The following is a 16,876-nucleotide window of genomic DNA, read 5'->3' as shown; positions in this document are numbered from 1 at the left end:
AACGAACAAATACATAAAAAAATTCAAAAATAACTGTACAAAATACATTTAACCCACAGATAAATCACTCAAGCTCGAAACGGCTCCAAAAATCCTTAGTTATTCTAGGAATTCGTCTATAACACTTACTCTTCTGCTCTATCAAGCAACGCATTATAAATATCCCGTTTGGCTACACCCCGGTCTGATGCCGCTTTTTTCATAGCCTCTTTCCGTGGTACATCCTGTGCTTCGTAATGAGCTACATGATCTTCAATGCTTAACTGACGCCACCACGCCGATTCTGCGATTTCTGCATCTTCCTTGCTCTCCCCTTCTACGACAATAACATATTCGCCTAGCGGAGGATGTTCAGCCAGCCATAGTGTACATTCCTCAATCGAACCGCGTAGAAACTCCTCATATCTTTTCGTTAATTCACGTGCCAACACAATCTGGCGATTACCGAATGCTTCTTGAAGATGAGCAAGTGTCTTAACTACGCGATGGGGAGATTCGTAGAACAACAAAGTGCCTTGAGCCGAACGAAGTGGACTTAATACTGCTCGGATGTCCTTACGCTCTCGGGGAAGAAAGCCGATAAAGGTGAACGTATTCGTAGATAGACCAGAAGCGATCAAAGCTGACAACGCTGCGTTAGCTCCAGGGATAGGAATCACCGGAATTCCATGACTTATAGCAAGGGCTACAAGATCCGCTCCAGGGTCAGAAATCGCTGGTAAACCGGCGTCGCTGACGAGTGCCAAATTTTTTCCTTCTATTATATAGCGTACAAGCTCAGGTCCACTGGCGGCCTTATTATGCTCATGATAACTAAACAACATCGAAGGTGAAATCTCAAAGTGGCTGAGTAATTTTCGGGTCTGTCTCGTATCTTCCGCGGCAATAATATCACATTCCTGCAATGTACGGACTGCACGATAGGTCATATCCTCCAGATTACCGATAGGTGTAGCCACCAGAAAAAGCGACCCTATTGTCTCCTGAGTACTGGTATTAGTCTTGTTTTGAAAACTGCTTTGACATGATATCTTCATGATTTACCCTCTTTAGCACCATAGTAGATGTCCATAATCTCTGGACAGTATTGATTGTCCTCATTATATACGATGAGCGGTGGTTGTAAACGAACCTCAGGCTTTCCATCACGTGCGGCTTCGATTAATACCATATTTGCCTCCAGGTGGGCACGTGGATGTACAAACCGAATAATCTTTGGCTCGAGTCTATATTGTCTCATAAGACTGATAATATCAACCAACCGTTGTGGTTTATGAACCATACTTACCTTTCCGCCCGTCCGAACCAATCGCACACAAGCCTGAATGACCTCCTCCAGTGTACAGCCTATCTCATGGCGAGCCATAGCTTGATGGTTGTTCAGCTTCAGATCACTGCCATTAAGCGGCATATAAGGAGGGTTCACCGTTATTGCATCATACACACCATGTCCTGCGGTAGTATATAACTCGCGCAAATCACCTTCATGAATTACAACCTGATCCTGAAGGCCATTTAGAGCCACGCTACGACGAGCCATATCAGCTAAACGAGGTTGTATTTCAATGCCTTCTATAGAAGCTTTTGTCCGGGTAGTCATTAAAATCGGTATTACACCATTTCCCGTACAAAGATCTAGAACTCTTCCACGTGGCGGAACACTGGCGAAACGAGCAAGCAATACAGCATCCATAGAAAAACTAAATACTTCATCACTTTGAATAATGCGCAGGTCATGTGTTAGTAAATCATCCACCCGCTCCGTCGGTAACAAGGGGACAGATATATCATTAAAAGAATTCGTCATGTAATAATCTCCTAAAGGTTTTGATGAGAAAAACTTGTTTCAAAGGCATATGCCTATGGGCTAAAATTCAAAAAAAACCGTAGGATTAATCTCCTACGGCTGGATATCCTCATTTATTAAGAAAAGAAAGACAGAACAGACAGTCACCTTCCGTGCGTAAATGTCCAAAATAAACATTACAGATGTGAAAGCCTTCGTGGTAAAGTCGAGCCAAGTTGTCATAACCTTCCCCGACAACCTCTTCTGTTCCCTCTCCGGTAGCTAAAAGAGCTTCCGCCTCCGCAGAATCTACGGTAGGATCCAAAGGTGCATCCCGCTTTAAAATTTTGCGAAGCTGTTCATTCTCCAGAGTTAACCTCTGGTTAGCTTCCATCAGTTCTTTTACCGTCTGTTTCCATTCTCCAAGATTGGCGCGCATCGTTTCCATCTGCGCTTCCATATCCTGCATGTGTGCAAATATATTTTTCTTCTCCAAGTTTCCACCCCGAAAGTAACCTTATATGGTTTACTTGACGACAACATCATCCATTGGAAGTTCCTTAACTTTGCCCACTTCAAACAACTGTACATGAACCGTACGGTTTCCGGCATTGATCCCTACTACTTTGCCATCCCCCAATGAGGTCACGACAATCTTGCCGACCGCTGGCATTTCTTCCTTTACACTCTCATAATTGTCATGCTCAAATTTCAAACAACACATCAGACGTCCACAAAGTCCGGAAATCTTGGTCGGATTAAGTGAAAGGTTCTGATCCTTGGCCATTTTTATGGATACGGGTTCAAAATCCCCTAACCAAGAGGAGCAGCAAAGCACTCGTCCACAAGGTCCAAGTCCACCTAGCATCTTAGCTTCATCACGTACCCCAATTTGCCGAAGCTCAATGCGGGTCCGAAAAATACTTGCCAGATCCTTAACCAATTCTCTAAAGTCAACGCGTCCTTCAGCCGTAAAGTAAAATATAATCTTATTACGGTCAAAAGTAAACTCTACATCTACGAGCTTCATTTTGAGACCGTGGTCGCGTATTTTATTTAAACAGGTGGTAAAAGCCTCCTTAGCGGCGCTTTTGTTCTCCTCAACAACGCGTGCGTCGGTTTCTCCGGCAATACGCATCACTTTTTTGAGGGGTAGTACAACATCGGACTCCTCCACCTCTTTTTTGCCTACGACAACCTTACCGTATTCCACCCCACGTGCTGTCTCAACAATAACACATTGATCTCGTTCAATCGGAAAATCAAGTGGATCAAAATAATATATTTTACCCGCTTTTTTAAAACGGACACCTACTACGCTGTACAAAAATTAACCCCCTTGTTTGCCGGTAAAAGGAACCTATGGGCATGTCCGCTCCCTGATGATCCATGCTTGTCCTTCCTCGTCTGTTAAAACGATACTTCCAGGTAAAGCGACATCCGGAGGATATATCATTGCTAATCCTTTAACTTTCCAGTCGGATTAAGAACTGCTCCAGACACAACTGGGCATTGGCATTGGAACGCAGCTTCTTAGTACTCTCTGCAGCATATCCCATATAAGCCACCCATTGTTCCGCACTGCGCCCACGGGCATGCCTGGAAATAAAGTCTAACTGATCTATAAAAACGATACTTTCGTGCTTGCGGTACAGGAAGTAGAGCATATCTTTAAACCATAGATGGAACATGCTGAAAAGGATATCCAAATGTTCAGCGAGCCCAGTCTTGAACAGCTTCTGCCCGGCAGTTGCTACCGTGGAGCTGCCCTTGCTTAAGGACTCCTTAGCTAATTGTAACACTAGATTTCTCATTTCTGCAAACCAATTCTGTTCCAAAAGTTCCCTGCAACCATCAAGTCCCGAACTGAGTGATACTGCACATCGAGCTAAGGGGATCGGCACACCCTCACTTGCTAGCGCTTGAAGCATAATATCCGGATTTAACGGACTAAATGGGATCCGCTGAGTCCGTGACTGAATCGTCGGCAATAAAGAACGACTATTATCAGATATTAGGATTCCCACTGCCGGAGCTGGCGGTTCTTCCAGAAACTTCAACAAACTATTGGCAGCTTGTACCGTCATTTTGTCTGCCCCATCTATAATATAAACCTTTGGATTCACACCCTCAGATCGATAGGAAAAGACACGCTGCAGCTCACGGATCTGGTCTATTTTTATGCTTGCACCGTCGGGCTGCAGCAATGACAAATCAGGATGGTTTCCATGCTCAACCTTTCGGCACTCTAGACATTCGCCACAGGCGTCATCCTTGCTTTCCGTGCAAAAAATTGCTTGGGCAAACATCAGCGCCGTCTTCATTTGTCCACTGCCTGCTGGTCCTGTAAATAAATAAGCATGGCTCACAGCATCCTTGCGCAAGGCATTTTGGAGTAGCCGTTTAGCATGCTCCTGGCCTACTATATCATGAAAAGGCATAATTTCCTCCCAAAACTTTAAAAAGAAAGGTTGATTAACAACCCACGAATTTCTCCAACACGTCCCAACAGATCTATTCGGCCCTGCTCACTATTCAGCAGATCGTCTGCCATAGATAGCAAAGCCGCATCAATTTCCTCAAGCAGCTTGTAACGCTTACCCCGCCCACGTCTATCCCATCCACGTGTCTCTTTCAGTATAACGCCTCTACGAGCGGTTTCTTCCAGAAACCTTTTGATCATCATCCGGTAAATGGTGAGTTCACGAATGGTCATAGACTTAGATAAACGGTCGCCTTGTGACTGTATTTCTTTGATCTGGCGGTTTAGTTCATCTTTGGTTTTCTGTTCACCTTGCTGCTGAAAAACGTCAGAGAACGATTTCTGCTGAACAGGCTTATTAGCCCCTTCTGCATTTGGAAGCTCACTCTTTAAGGGCCTATATCCCGGATTGATCTTCAAAGGTTATCTACCGCCCCTTTTTTGTAAATGACTTACTCATTTATATTATACTTAATAATGTTCGAAACGATCTACAGGAAGCACGAATACAGTAGCGCCACCGACCTGTACTTCAACAGGGAGCGGTAAATAGGAATCCGTCGTGCCACTCATCGGAGTTACTGGAGTGACTAGTTGTTCACGCACTTTACAGCTGTTACGGATAACGTTCAATACAGCTTCGATCTGACTGTCTTCTACCCCAATCATAAATGTCGTATTTCCCGCCCGCAGAAATCCACCTGTACTTGCGAGTTTGGTAGCACGGAAATTGGCTTTTACTAGCTCACTGGATAACCGGTTACTGTCTTTATCCTGGATAATTGCAATGATCAACTTCATCTTCGCATTCCCTCCCAAAAAAGTTTTATGGAGTATTACTACTTAATGTGTTCTTAGTAGTAACCTCACTTCATAAGCAAACGCTTAGTTATATGCCACTTCTCTTATTATATTAGACAAAACACCCTAAAAACCCTTTAATACTCTCTCTTCAAGAGTTCTCACGATATCTTGTTCTACCAGATGAATAGGGCGGTTTGCATCAAGAACTACTATTCTCTCCGGATTCGCCTTAATTAATAAATGATAACCTTCACGAACCTTCTGATGAAAGGCAAGACTCTCCATATCCAGACGATTGACTTCGCGATCTTGATTGGCCGCAATCCGTGATAATCCAATCTCAGGGTCTACATCCAGATAAAAGGTTAGATCGGGCATGCGATTTCCAATAGCAAAACGGTTAATACTCCACACCTCTTCCATACCTAATCCTCTTGCATGTCCTTGATAAACGAGACTGCTGTCTACAAAGCGGTCACAGAGGACTGTAAGCCCTTCTCTAAGAGCTGGCTCTACTACTTCAGCGAGATGTTGGCTTCTTGATGCAGCGTACAGCAATGCCTCAGTACGTGCATCCATTGCAGTATGGGCAGGATCCAGAATAATAGAGCGAATTTTTTCGGCGATTTCTATGCCTCCAGGTTCACGTGTAATTCGATAGGGCATGGACCGATTCTGCAAATATGCTGCTACTCTGCCCAGTACCGTTGTTTTTCCGGAGCCTTCGCCCCCTTCTAATGTTATGAAGAAACCTTCTTTGCCCACTTATACTTCTCCGCCCTTCTGAATGTTGTATACCTTAATACGCTGTAAGACCGGATCAGCACAAGCCTGGAACTTCGCGCCTCCATAAGCTAAACCAGTCAGTCTTTGCTGTATCTGATCTGTGATGACCTCACCCGGATATAATAATGGAATGCCTGGTGGATAGGGAATTACCATTTCTGCAGCTACTCTCCCCACGCTGTGTTCAAGATTAATACTTTCTACCTCATTGGCTGACACCGGCTTCAAAGAGAAGGGAACAGGTGCTGAGATTTGTAAAACATTCAAATTGTTCCACGTGGAAATATTTCGAGATTCTGAAATGCCTGCGGTGTGCGGTGATTCGGATGTAACCTCCGAATCTATTTCCCGCAGCGCCTGCAATAACCTTGCTGCATCTTCGGCCTTCGAACCGAGGCTGAACAGCAGCACTACGTGCCGGTCGTCACTCATCTCCGGCACACAGCCCTTAGCCTCGAGCCTGCGCTGCAGCTCGAAACCGCCTAGGACCCCGGTGGCGTCATAAATGACGACTTTGAAGGGGTCCTGCGTCTCGTACGCCGCCTTATGCAGCGGCGTACCGTCGTGCAGCGGCTCTGCCGGCTGCACCAATCCATAGCGCAGCAGCTCGGCAAGGCCGCGCCGCAGGACATCCACGGCGGCCAGCCCTGCCGTGAAAGCCTCGCTGCCCCGGCTGTGCAGCAGCCGCCGGGCAAGATCAAGCGACGCCATCATAGGATATGATGGGCTGGAGCTCTGCACCATGGCGAGCCGCTGCGAGAGCAGGGCACGGTCGAGCCGCTGCCCTTGAACATGCAGCATAGCGCCCATGGTCATCGCAGTGAGCATCTTGTGCGTGGACTGCACTACGCCGTCCGCGCCACAAGCAAGCGCCCCGGCAGGCAGTGCCGGGTGCTGCCCGTAATGCGCCCCATGCGCTTCATCGACAAGCAGCGGTACACCGCTGTCGTGGCAAATACGCGCGAGGGGCGCAAGGTCACTGCCCATGCCGTAGTAATTGGGCATGGTGACAAATACAGCGGCGGCTTCCGGATAGGCTGCAAGTGCAGCCTCAACAGCTTCTGCCGCCGGCGCTACTGCCAAGCCGCTGAGTGGATCAATTAGCGGCTCGACGAAAACAGCCCTCACTCCAGCTAACATAAGACCATGAATCACTGATTTATGCACATTTCGTTGAAGAATCAGAATCATTCCTGGCTCGGGGCAAGCCGTTAGAATCAGCGCCAGGTTACCCGCCGTACTTCCGCCAACTAGAAAAAAACTCTCCTCTGCTCCAAAGCAATCCGCAGCCAACTCCTGTGCTTCCTTAATGACTCCCTCAGGATGATGAAGATCATCCGTACCGGTAATCTCCGTAACATCGTACTTCATGACCTCATCTAGAAACCCAGCGCCTTCTACGCCGTCATATGCCGCTCCATTTTTATGTCCCGGCACATGATAAGATATATTACCCACAATTCTATATTGCTCCAGCATTTCGTATACAGGTGCCCTACATCGTTGTAATTTATTCATATTAAATTCCTTCCCATAGGGTTCCTTCTATTTTAACGTAAATATTCAGAAACTCCTATGTTTCCTCATAAAAGCATCTGACTGAACAGCAAAACGGCTCCCCCCGCTTAAACAACGAGGAAGCCGTATATGAATATCTCTAATGCAGCCCTTATATCTTTCATCCAGACTGCTCTCTTATCCGCATCAATTAACAGAGTTACTCTACTTAAGCGTTCTTTTGCAATCCGATCTTCTTCATCTGGCCAATAAAAAAACGGTACTTAGCATCTTCTGCCTCGGTACGGATCATTTCTGCCTCACAATCCTCACAAATAAAATGCGAGACAATCACAATACCTTCTTCTTTTTCCTGCCCACAAATGATACAAGCTTGCCCGGTTTGCTGTTCCATAACCATCCCACCTTGACTCTTTTAAGAACAGTATGATACACCTTCTATCATTTTAAACCTTTTCATAGTTTTTTCATATCCTTCGTTTCGTGTATTATATATATTCCGCTGCCCCTATATCGGTGAATATTCGCCCATAGTTTAATAAAATGCTTTCATTCGCCGATATTAAGAACATATGAATCTGTGAGGAGGTTAGTCTATTTTATATGGAACCCAACACCAAAGGCGCTGCTACATTCTATCAATATAAATTAATCAAAAAAATTAATCTAACGGCACCTCTGCTGCGTGTTTATATTTTGCTCCCTCTTTTGGTCCTTGTGCTCGAGACAGTCTTTCTTTCTTGGTGGAGTATTCTCTACTTAATTATAGCTGCTCCGGTTATGTTCTGGGTTCAATATGTTATTTCACGCTCAGTACTTCTAATCTCCGGGCATCCTATTTCAAAAAGATGGTCCATCTCATTTAAAATCCCGTGGCTTGGCTTCATGCCAGATCAACACATTAGTTACCGCATTTTCCGTAAAGTACAGTTACATAATTTTTATATTGGTCTTTGTATTGCAGCTCTCTTTATTTTTTGGTCACCACCGGCATTTACAGTATCCCTGATTATTTGCCACTTGTGGCTTTTATTGCCCCGTCTCTATACACTGTTCAAAATAAATCAACGCAACAAGGAAGGCATGCTTAAGTTTAATCCAACCGATGCCTCCTATTACTCTCAATAGAGTACAGTTAACCTGTGTTCGCATATAAATAAATAATCGCCATCCATAAAGGACGGCGATTATTTATTTTGTCTTAAGACCTTTAATTAAGGCCTTCTTTTCTTTAGGAATCATAACTATAAAATAATCATCATGCACTGTTAAATGAACCGTTACTCCATCCTTCTGAAAAACACCAGATGAATCGGTATTCTCCTCTTCCTGTTCAACCCATCCCCAGGCCTTAATAGTATCCATATACTCCTCTGGGATGCCGTTCTTCTCCTTTAATCCAGGTAAAGAATAACGCACATAATCCATAGCAACGTTTGTCGTAGTCTGGTCTGGTGAGTACGCCTCTTGGGGCACAGGGAAATTTTTCTCGTTTAGCGCACCCTCAAAAGCATCCCAGCTGGGCGCTTTCGTACCGCAGCCTGCCAGTATTAAAGCTACTATACACGAAAAAATTAATATCTTAATAATTCTTGTTTGTTTCATGCCTTAAATCCTCCTTACCTCCACAATGCATCTAAAGACACAAGAAAATTCAAAGTTAGAATTTATGAGTAGTTCCTTCGTATTAGAGATGTTGCTTATTATTTGCACTTATCTATTATACTTGTATCGACCTCAGCGTCGGTAACAAAAATGTCACTCAATTACAGCCCCTTCAGATGTTGTACTCCCCTTCAAATAACACTCTTGTCCAAAAAAAAAACAAAAAAGCCACTGCTGATAAATCAACAATGGCTTAATGTGCTTGGCAACGTCCTACTCTCCCAGGACCCTTCGGTCCAAGTACCATCGGCGCTGGAGGGCTTAACGGTCGTGTTCGGGATGGGTACGCGTGGAACCCCTCCGCTATCGCCACCAAACATGCGTCTGTCAAACAGACGCTGCCGCGTGAAATTCGGTTCATCACCAGAAGTGACAATGAATTTCTAAGCGTATTTCAGGCTTGATGCCTGAAAACTGAATCCGAAACAAATCTGCATTCTACGTATAGGATAAGCCCTCGACCGATTAGTATTGGTCAGCTCCATGCATTGCTGCACTTCCACCTCCAACCTATCTACCTCGTCGTCTTCAAGGGGTCTTACTAATTGGGAAATCTCATCTTGAGGGGGGCTTCACGCTTAGATGCTTTCAGCGCTTATCCCGTCCGTACGTAGCTACCCAGCCATGCTCCTGGCGGAACAACTGGTGCACCAGCGGTACGTCCATCCCGGTCCTCTCGTACTAAGGACAGCTCCTCTCAAATTTCCTGCGCCCACGACAGATAGGGACCGAACTGTCTCACGACGTTCTGAACCCAGCTCGCGTACCGCTTTAATGGGCGAACAGCCCAACCCTTGGGACCTACTTCAGCCCCAGGATGCGATGAGCCGACATCGAGGTGCCAAACCTCCCCGTCGATGTGGACTCTTGGGGGAGATAAGCCTGTTATCCCCAGGGTAGCTTTTATCCGTTGAGCGATGGCCCTTCCATGCGGTACCACCGGATCACTAAGTCCGACTTTCGTCCCTGCTCGACTTGTAGGTCTCGCAGTCAAGCTCCCTTATGCCTTTGCACTCTGCGAATGATTTCCAACCATTCTGAGGGAACCTTGGAACGCCTCCGTTACTCTTTAGGAGGCGACCGCCCCAGTCAAACTGCCCGCCTGACACGGTCCCCGTACCCGGTAAGGGTACTAGGTTAGAACCTAGATACGATCAGGGTGGTATCCCAACGGCGCCTCCACCGAAGCTTGCGCTCCGATTTCTACGGCTCCCACCTATCCTGTACAGATCGTACCCAAATTCAATATCAAGCTGCAGTAAAGCTCCATGGGGTCTTTCCGTCTTGTCGCGGGTAACCTGCATCTTCACAGGTATTAAAATTTCACCGGATCTCTCGTTGAGACAGCGCCCAAGTCGTTACGCCATTCGTGCGGGTCAGAATTTACCTGACAAGGAATTTCGCTACCTTAGGACCGTTATAGTTACGGCCGCCGTTTACTGGGGCTTCGGTTCATAGCTTCGGGTTACCCCTAACCACTCCCCTTAACCTTCCAGCACCGGGCAGGCGTCAGCCCGTATACTTCGCCTTGCGGCTTCGCACAGACCTGTGTTTTTGCTAAACAGTCGCTTGGGCCTTTTCACTGCGGCCCCCTCGTGCTATTCACACTACCGGGGCACCCCTTCTCCCGAAGTTACGGGGTCATTTTGCCGAGTTCCTTAACGAGAGTTCTTCCGCGCGCCTTAGAATTCTCTTCTCGCCTACCTGTGTCGGTTTGCGGTACGGGCACCTTCTCCTGGCTAGAGGCTTTTCTTGGCAGTGTGAGATCATGACCTTCGCTACTATAATTTTCGCTCCCCATCACAGCCCAGCCTTAACGATGTGCGGATTTGCCTACACATCAGCCTCACTGCTTAGACGGACATCCATCAGTCCGCGTCACTACCCTCCTGCGTCACCCCATCGCTCATAGCGGATTACGGTGGTACAGTAATTTCAAACTGTTGTCCTTCGACTACGCCTTTCGGCCTCGCCTTAGGTCCCGACTTACCCTGAGCGGACGAGCCTTCCTCAGGAAACCTTGGGCTTTCGGCGGATCAGATTCTCACTGATCTTTTCGTTACTCATACCGGCATTCTCACTTGTGTAGTGTCCAGCGCTCTTTTCAGTACACCTTCAACCCCTACACAACGCTCCCCTACCCCAGATACATACGTATCTAGCCATAGCTTCGGTGGTGTGTTTAGCCCCGTTACATTTTCGGCGCAGAGTCACTCGACCAGTGAGCTATTACGCACTCTTTCAATGGTGGCTGCTTCTAAGCCAACATCCTGGTTGTCTGTGCAACTCCACATCCTTTCCCACTTAACACACACTTGGGGACCTTAGCTGATGGTCTGGGCTGTTTCCCTTTTGACAATGGATCTTAGCACTCACTGTCTGACTCCCGGCAATAAGTATATGGCATTCGGAGTTTGACTGAGCTTGGTAATCCTTGCGGACCCCGCACCCAATCAGTGCTCTACCTCCACTACTCTTATACCGAGGCTAGCCCTAAAGCTATTTCGGGGAGAACCAGCTATCTCCGAGTTCGATTGGAATTTCTCCGCTACCCCCACCTCATCCCCGCACTTTTCAACGTACGTGGGTTCGGGCCTCCAGTGCGTGTTACCGCACCTTCACCCTGGACAGGGGTAGATCACACGGTTTCGGGTCTACGTCCACATACTCATTCGCCCTATTCAGACTCGCTTTCGCTGCGGCTCCACCTTCTCGGCTTAACCTTGCATGTTAAACGTAACTCGCCGGTTCATTCTACAAAAGGCACGCCATCACCCATTAATAGGGCTCTGACTTTTTGTAAGCACACGGTTTCAGGTTCTATTTCACTCCCCTTCCGGGGTGCTTTTCACCTTTCCCTCACGGTACTGTTTCACTATCGGTCGCCAGGTAGTATTTAGCCTTAGCAGATGGTCCTGCTGGATTCATACGGGGTTTCACGTGCCCCGCACTACTCGGGATCCGTCTCGGAGAGAACACAGTTTAGGTTACAGGGCTTTTACCTCTATCGCGGGCCTTTCCAGACCTCTTCACCTACCATATTCCTTTGTAACTCCATGTGAGACGTCCCACAACCCCTAAGAGCAAGCTCTTAGGTTTAGGCTGTTCCGCGTTCGCTCGCCGCTACTGACGGAATCACTATTGTTTTCTCTTCCTCAGGGTACTTAGATGTTTCAGTTCCCCTGGTCTGCCTCTACATTTCCTATGTATTCAGAAATGAGTAACTGCGAATTACCACAGCTGGGTTTCCCCATTCGGACACCCCCGGATCAAAGCTTGCTTACAGCTCCCCGAGGCAGTTTCGTTGTTCGCCACGTCCTTCGTCGGCTCCTGGCGCCTAGGCATCCTCCGTGTGCTCTTATTAGCTTAACCTTGATTTTTCCGCAGGAAAATATCATACGATGACATTCTCTTTGGAATCATCTCACTAATAACATTTACTTGTTTGCACAAGTTGCTAAAAGATGTTCTAAAACGCAAATTCGTTTCGGTATCCAGTTTTCAAGGATCAAGTCTTACTGAGAGCTTAAACTCTCAAAACTGAGCAACGAGTGAGTAACAGGCCTAAACCTGAGTTTTGGAAGCTGAGCTTCCGATTTGAATGTCCTCATTGCAGAGAACGATTCTCCATAGAAAGGAGGTGATCCAGCCGCACCTTCCGATACGGCTACCTTGTTACGACTTCACCCCAATCATCTACCCCACCTTCGGCGGCTGGCTCCCTTGCGGGTTACCCCACCGACTTCGGGTGTTGTAAACTCTCGTGGTGTGACGGGCGGTGTGTACAAGACCCGGGAACGTATTCACCGCGGCATGCTGATCCGCGATTACTAGCAATTCCGACTTCATGCAGGCGAGTTGCAGCCTGCAATCCGAACTGAGACCGGCTTTGATGGGATTGGCTCCACCTCGCGGCTTCGCTTCCCGTTGTACCGGCCATTGTAGTACGTGTGTAGCCCAGGTCATAAGGGGCATGATGATTTGACGTCATCCCCACCTTCCTCCGGTTTGTCACCGGCAGTCACTCTAGAGTGCCCAACATTACTTGCTGGCAACTAAAGTTAAGGGTTGCGCTCGTTGCGGGACTTAACCCAACATCTCACGACACGAGCTGACGACAACCATGCACCACCTGTCTCCTCTGTCCCGAAGGCCGCCGCTATCTCTAGCGGATTCAGAGGGATGTCAAGACCTGGTAAGGTTCTTCGCGTTGCTTCGAATTAAACCACATACTCCACTGCTTGTGCGGGTCCCCGTCAATTCCTTTGAGTTTCAGTCTTGCGACCGTACTCCCCAGGCGGAGTGCTTACTGTGTTAACTTCGGCACCAAGGGTATCGAAACCCCTAACACCTAGCACTCATCGTTTACGGCGTGGACTACCAGGGTATCTAATCCTGTTTGCTCCCCACGCTTTCGCGCCTCAGCGTCAGTTACAGCCCAGAAAGTCGCCTTCGCCACTGGTGTTCCTCCACATATCTACGCATTTCACCGCTACACGTGGAATTCCACTTTCCTCTTCTGTACTCAAGCCACCCAGTTTCCAGTGCGACCTCAGGTTGAGCCCAAGGTTTAAACACCAGACTTAAATAGCCGCCTGCGCGCGCTTTACGCCCAATAATTCCGGACAACGCTTGCCCCCTACGTATTACCGCGGCTGCTGGCACGTAGTTAGCCGGGGCTTTCTTCTCAGGTACCGTCACTCCGGTAGCAGTTACTCTACCGGACGTTCTTCCCTGGCAACAGAGCTTTACGATCCGAAAACCTTCATCACTCACGCGGCGTTGCTCCGTCAGGCTTTCGCCCATTGCGGAAGATTCCCTACTGCTGCCTCCCGTAGGAGTCTGGGCCGTGTCTCAGTCCCAGTGTGGCCGTTCACCCTCTCAGGTCGGCTACGCATCGTCGCCTTGGTGGGCCGTTACCCCACCAACTAGCTAATGCGCCGCAGGCCCATCCCTCAGTGACAGATTGCTCCGTCTTTCATTCTTCTCTCAGGAGAAAAAAGAAATTATCCGGTATTAGCTACCGTTTCCGGTAGTTATCCCAGTCTGAAGGGCAGGTTGCCTACGTGTTACTCACCCGTCCGCCGCTAAGTTACTTTGAAAGCAAGCTTTCAAAGTAACTCCGCTCGACTTGCATGTATTAGGCACGCCGCCAGCGTTCGTCCTGAGCCAGGATCAAACTCTCCAATTAGTATTGAAAAGAGCGATATGCTCATTTTGAAACATCTGACGAGAAAATTAATTCTCTAATTTGGATTTCACTTGCGTGATTTCCTACTCACTCGTTGTTCAGTTTTCAAAGATCAAGTTCTCGTTGGCGCCGTTTAATGTCTCAGCAGCAACTCTTATACTATATCATGTTCGGCTATTTAATGTCAAGCTCTTTTTTTAACTTCTTTTTCGAGCTCGGCATGTGTACTTCTTGGCCGGACTTAGAATATATCATGTATGGAGATGCATTGCAAGAGTTTTTTTATATAAAATCAAAAGCATAAAACATCATCTATGTATTATCGTATTATAATAACTACCTCCCCTTATCATCTAATTATCTAGAAAGTAAAAAAACAACTGCAGAAGATAACAGTTGTTTTTTAGAAGAAGCTTAGACGATTCTAGATTAATTCCGCTTCCTTCGCTCCAGTAATTACGGCAATGATATTGCTTCGAAGTGCCTCCGCATTGTGCGCTTCATATGGATCCGCTTTGAAAACAACAGCATCTGCAATAAAACCTTCTGCAATTTGTCCCAGCTCGTTACCGCTCCCCAGAATATCAGCAGCACTTTTAGTCGCAGCCTGCCAAGCTTCTCTCCGAGTTAAGCCATAATCAATCAATGTATCCAGTTCTTGAAGGTTATAGCCATGTAGTGCAGGTGTGGCATAATCTGTACCGAATCCAATACGAACGCCTTCTCTTTTTGCATAATGAATGGCCTTGGAATGACATTCGGCAGCGCGGGCAGCTCGGTCGCAAATGATCGGGTTCAACGCTAGAACGCCTTTTGGGTCTGCAGCAATACGATAAATTGATGTGGTGGGTACAAACGCTACCCTCGAGTTAGCAAGTCTTCCTGCCTGATCCTCAGTTAGAAACATCCCATGCTCTATTGATTCCACGCCGGCCTGGATGGACCAGTCTATCGTCACTCCGCCCCAGGTATGAACCAGTACCTTCTTATCATGGGCATGTGCATTACGAACAATGAACGAGAACTCTTCTTCGGAAAAGATCGGGTCAACGACTTTCTCGGTAGGTGCTCCAAGCCCGCCTGTGGCCATGATTTTTATCCAACCCGCTCCTGTAGCAAAGATTTCCGCCATGCGTTGTTCTAAATGCTTGAGACCACGGGCATCTGCTGCTCCAATCATATCGCTACTGGTCTGCACTCTTAATGGATGCTGATATTGCTGGACAAGATGCTGCACTGTGCTCGGCAGAATCCCACCTGCATCACGGGCAGCCGTTACACCCGTTCTAAGAGTAGCTTCAAAAGCTTGTGCCTGCATAATTTCGATCTGGTTGGAATCGCGCTTCAATTGATCAGAGTGGTCAAAATCTGTCCAAGCTAAATGCGTATGAAGATCAATAATACCCGGACTTAGCCACAGATCTGTTCCTGCAAGATTTGACTCTACTTGATGCGGATCCGCTTCAGTAATGGATGAAAAACGCCCATCCTTTATCACGACATCAAAACGTCTGCCTTCGATACCTGCTATAAAAATGTCATTGAACGTTTGCAGCTCTGGATGCTTATGAATCATCTTCATTCCCCCCATGCCAGCCGAACAGCTGCTAATGCCTGAACTGGGTCTTGTTTCAACAGTTCGGCAAGCGTGGATATAGCCTTCTCCACACTTTGCCGCTCAGCATTCGTTCCAAAATGGTTGATCCGTAGAAGATGTCCAAATAATTCTCCGTCTCCGGGAGCCACAATGCCTATAGGCTGCTCAATCCGCAACTCTTGCTTTCCAGAAATCCGCACCGTTGTAGTCAGCGTAGAATAATGTCTGCTGTCCTTTTGCCAAGGCTCAAGCCCCAAGGATTTAATACCAGCTACAGCAGCTGCTGCGGCTCGCTCATGGCGTTTGATTACTTGATCCAATCCTTCTTCTTCAATTCGTGTCAAAGCTTGAGTCAAGGCTCTAGCCTCCAGCGTAGGAATGTTTGGGGCAACCCGCAATGGCGCGGCGTCTCCAAGTGATGGTTTCAGATCCAGCAAGGATAAAATAGAATTGCGTGGAGCATTTTCATTCGACTCAAGAAATTCCCAACCACGTGGAGAAATACTTACGGCACTAACACCGTTGGGTCCAGCTAAGGCTTTTTGCGCACCTATAACTGCAAAATCAACGGACCATTCATCCACCAGCAGGGCCTCTCCCCCAACCGCAGATACGGAGTCCGACACAGTAATTAGATTGAATTCTTTTGCAATTTCAAATATTTCTTTAGCAGGATTAGAGCCTCCAGTAACCACTTCAGCTTGAACAAAAGAAAGGGCACAAGGTTTAAACTCCTTAATCGCGGAAGCAACTTGGTCGCTAGTGACCACTTCATCAAAAGGAACCTTTACTTCAACAACCGTTGCTCCACCCCGCTCAAGCCATTTTCCAAATAAACTTCCATAAGGACCTGTTACTATATTTACAATGGTTCGACCAGGTGCAGCTATTCCGGCGGCTACCGCCTCGATTCCAAGGATTGCCTCAGCCGGAATGATAACTGGAGGGTGCTCAGTAAACAAGACTTTGGAAATTAAATGTGTTAGCTTATTGTACTCAGCTAGTGAAAGTGGCACGTATCCTTTATGTTCTCGGTTCATAAAAAAA

Annotated in this window: 14 protein-coding genes and 3 rRNA genes; 1 reads left to right on the top strand and 16 read right to left on the bottom strand. The window is 47.2% G+C overall.

Annotated features, from left to right (window positions below):
- Positions 1-125 precede the first annotated feature (125 nt).
- From rsmI to MKY54_RS00125, 10 genes are all read right to left on the bottom strand, one after another.
- On the bottom strand, positions 126-1,037 hold the full coding sequence (rsmI, locus tag MKY54_RS00170) for a 16S rRNA (cytidine(1402)-2'-O)-methyltransferase (RefSeq protein WP_339189061.1): 912 nt from the start codon (positions 1,035-1,037) through the stop codon (positions 126-128).
- Positions 1,034-1,807: a tRNA1(Val) (adenine(37)-N6)-methyltransferase gene (locus MKY54_RS00165; protein WP_036678833.1), complete on the bottom strand. Its 774-nt coding sequence runs from the start codon at positions 1,805-1,807 to the stop codon at positions 1,034-1,036. Before MKY54_RS00165 ends, rsmI begins: the two co-directional genes overlap by 4 nt.
- Positions 1,808-1,916: 109 nt before the next feature.
- Entirely contained in the window at positions 1,917-2,282 is a 366-nt protein-coding gene (gene yabA / locus MKY54_RS00160; RefSeq protein WP_036678835.1) for a DNA replication initiation control protein YabA, read from the bottom strand.
- Positions 2,283-2,312: 30 nt separating this feature from the next.
- Positions 2,313-3,113 carry a stage 0 sporulation family protein gene (locus MKY54_RS00155; RefSeq protein WP_036678838.1) on the bottom strand — a complete coding sequence of 267 codons (801 nt, stop codon included), beginning with the start codon at positions 3,111-3,113 and terminating at the stop codon, positions 2,313-2,315.
- Between the two features lie 139 nt (positions 3,114-3,252).
- Positions 3,253-4,227 carry a DNA polymerase III subunit delta' gene (gene holB / locus MKY54_RS00150; RefSeq protein WP_076099912.1) on the bottom strand — a complete coding sequence of 325 codons (975 nt, stop codon included), beginning with the start codon at positions 4,225-4,227 and terminating at the stop codon, positions 3,253-3,255.
- Positions 4,228-4,244: 17 nt separating this feature from the next.
- Positions 4,245-4,688, bottom strand: coding sequence for a YaaR family protein (locus tag MKY54_RS00145; protein ID WP_036678842.1), 444 nt, complete (start codon positions 4,686-4,688; stop codon positions 4,245-4,247).
- A 51-nt stretch (positions 4,689-4,739) separates the two neighbouring features.
- The gene (locus MKY54_RS00140; RefSeq protein WP_036678844.1) at positions 4,740-5,069 is read right to left on the bottom strand and encodes a cyclic-di-AMP receptor; all 330 of its coding nucleotides are present in this window, start codon (positions 5,067-5,069) and stop codon (positions 4,740-4,742) included.
- Between the two features lie 126 nt (positions 5,070-5,195).
- A complete protein-coding gene (gene tmk, locus MKY54_RS00135) occupies positions 5,196-5,837 on the bottom strand; it encodes a dTMP kinase (protein ID WP_036678846.1) in 642 nt (213 codons plus the stop codon).
- The gene (locus MKY54_RS00130) at positions 5,838-7,376 is read right to left on the bottom strand and encodes an aminotransferase class I/II-fold pyridoxal phosphate-dependent enzyme (RefSeq protein WP_339189059.1); all 1,539 of its coding nucleotides are present in this window, start codon (positions 7,374-7,376) and stop codon (positions 5,838-5,840) included.
- Positions 7,377-7,584: 208 nt separating this feature from the next.
- On the bottom strand, positions 7,585-7,770 hold the full coding sequence (locus MKY54_RS00125) for a sigma factor G inhibitor Gin (RefSeq protein ID WP_036678851.1): 186 nt from the start codon (positions 7,768-7,770) through the stop codon (positions 7,585-7,587).
- A 209-nt stretch (positions 7,771-7,979) separates the two neighbouring features.
- On the opposite strand from MKY54_RS00125, the gene MKY54_RS00120 reads away from it, so the two are divergent.
- Complete coding sequence (locus tag MKY54_RS00120) at positions 7,980-8,504, top strand: hypothetical protein (RefSeq protein ID WP_076130063.1); 525 nt, start codon at positions 7,980-7,982, stop codon at positions 8,502-8,504.
- A 63-nt stretch (positions 8,505-8,567) separates the two neighbouring features.
- On the opposite strand, the gene MKY54_RS00115 is transcribed toward MKY54_RS00120, so the two are convergent.
- The 6 genes from MKY54_RS00115 to MKY54_RS00090 form a co-directional block, all read right to left on the bottom strand.
- The gene (locus MKY54_RS00115) at positions 8,568-8,981 is read right to left on the bottom strand and encodes a hypothetical protein (protein WP_036678856.1); all 414 of its coding nucleotides are present in this window, start codon (positions 8,979-8,981) and stop codon (positions 8,568-8,570) included.
- A gap of 260 nt (positions 8,982-9,241) precedes the next feature.
- Positions 9,242-9,358 (bottom strand): 5S ribosomal RNA (gene rrf, locus MKY54_RS00110).
- A 128-nt stretch (positions 9,359-9,486) separates the two neighbouring features.
- Positions 9,487-12,413 (bottom strand): 23S ribosomal RNA (locus MKY54_RS00105).
- 261 nt (positions 12,414-12,674) lie between these two features.
- A 16S ribosomal RNA gene (locus MKY54_RS00100) occupies positions 12,675-14,232 on the bottom strand.
- The 16S, 23S and 5S rRNA genes sit together here, the layout of an rRNA operon.
- A gap of 424 nt (positions 14,233-14,656) precedes the next feature.
- The gene (locus MKY54_RS00095) at positions 14,657-15,808 is read right to left on the bottom strand and encodes an amidohydrolase family protein (RefSeq protein WP_076282765.1); all 1,152 of its coding nucleotides are present in this window, start codon (positions 15,806-15,808) and stop codon (positions 14,657-14,659) included.
- 2 nt (positions 15,809-15,810) lie between these two features.
- Positions 15,811-16,869: an aminotransferase class V-fold PLP-dependent enzyme gene (locus MKY54_RS00090; RefSeq protein WP_076195264.1), complete on the bottom strand. Its 1,059-nt coding sequence runs from the start codon at positions 16,867-16,869 to the stop codon at positions 15,811-15,813.
- Positions 16,870-16,876 lie beyond the last annotated feature (7 nt).

The sequence above is a fragment of the Paenibacillus sp. FSL P2-0121 genome (assembly GCF_037975345.1).
In the GTDB taxonomy this organism is placed as follows: domain Bacteria; phylum Bacillota; class Bacilli; order Paenibacillales; family Paenibacillaceae; genus Paenibacillus_AQ; species Paenibacillus_AQ odorifer.
Note: the sequence above shows the minus strand (reverse complement) of the source record. Positions and strands in the feature narration are given on the sequence as shown.